Annotated in this window: 1 protein-coding gene and 1 pseudogene; both read right to left on the bottom strand. The window is 65.5% G+C overall.

Annotated features, from left to right (window positions below; genetic code table 11):
* Positions 1-914 (bottom strand): ABC transporter permease (locus EN925_RS36240; protein WP_164894674.1); only part of this gene is annotated, 914 nt, incomplete at its 3' end.
* 3 nt (positions 915-917) lie between these two features.
* Positions 918-1,258 (bottom strand): annotated as a pseudogene (locus EN925_RS36245) (ABC transporter permease); the annotation flags it as partial.

The raw sequence follows: 1,258 nt of genomic DNA on the forward strand, positions 1-1,258 counted from the left end.
TGCTGGTGCTGTTCGGCCGGCAGGCTGGCGCGCCGGCCGAACAGCACCAGCATGATCATCACCGCCAGGAACGGCAGCATCTGGATGATGTCGGTCGGTATGTTGATGCCGGCCACTTGCATGGCCGTCGTCAGCGACAGGCAGACACCGAACAGCAACGCGCCGAACAGCACCCAGATCGGGCGACCGCGCGCCAGCATGGCCAGCACGATGCCGAGAAAGCCCGCGCCATTGGTGATGAACGGAATGAACAGGCCGGCCCCGACATTGGCGAGATACGCGCCGCCGAGCCCGGCCAGCGCTCCGGTCGTCAGCACGGCGATGGTGCGGGTCCGCACGACATCGATGCCGGCGACATCGAGCGCGGCCGGCTTGTCGCCTGCCGCCTGCAAATTGAGGCCCAGCTGCGTGCGCCGGTAGATGTAGCCCATGCCGAAAACCAGCGCGACCGCCAGATAGACGATCAGATGATGCTTGAAGAATGCAGGCCCGATGACCGGAAGGTCCGAAAGCAGCGGAATGACAGTCGCATCCGCCGCCGGCAGGCGCGGATAGCTGCGCGAGAACTGGAAATGGTGGAGCAGCGCCGTCAGGCCTTCCAGCCCCAAGGTCAGCGCGATGCCGATGACGATCTGGTTGAGCCCGATGCGCACGCAAAGCAGCGCCATGACAAGCGCCACCGCAGCACCCCCGGCGGCGCCGGTGAGAAAGCCCAGCCACAGCGACCCGGAATAGAAAGCGCCGACAAAGCCGAGATAGGCGCCGGCCAGCATCATGCCTTCGATGCCGATATTGAGCACGCCAGCCTTCTCGGAGATCTGCTCGCCGAGCCCGGCAAGCAGCAGCGGGATCGCTGCGGTGACGGCGCCGAACAGCAGCGCGCTGAGAAAGACCTCGCTGAAGAGCCCGGTCATGCCCTAGGCCCTCCGCGACTGGTTGTATCGGTGATCGAAATATTCGGCGAGCGCGAGCACAATCAGCACGATGGAAACCAGCACCAGCGTGAAATGATTGGGCACGCCGAGCCGGCGCGCCGCGCTCTCGCCGCCGATCGAAAGCACCGAAAGCAGGAACACGAAGCCGATGGCTGCAAAGCCGTTCATTCGGGCGAGAAACACGGCGGGTATTACGGCAAGCCCGTAGGCGGGATTCCAGTCGGCGCGGACATTGCCCTGGACGCCGATGATGTCGACGGCGCCGGCAAGCCCGGCCAGCCCGGCCGAAATGGCGAAGACGGCGACGGTCAGGCCGGGAACGC

The organism is Mesorhizobium sp. M7A.F.Ca.US.006.04.2.1 (assembly GCF_004022915.1).
Taxonomy (GTDB): domain Bacteria; phylum Pseudomonadota; class Alphaproteobacteria; order Rhizobiales; family Rhizobiaceae; genus Mesorhizobium; species Mesorhizobium ciceri.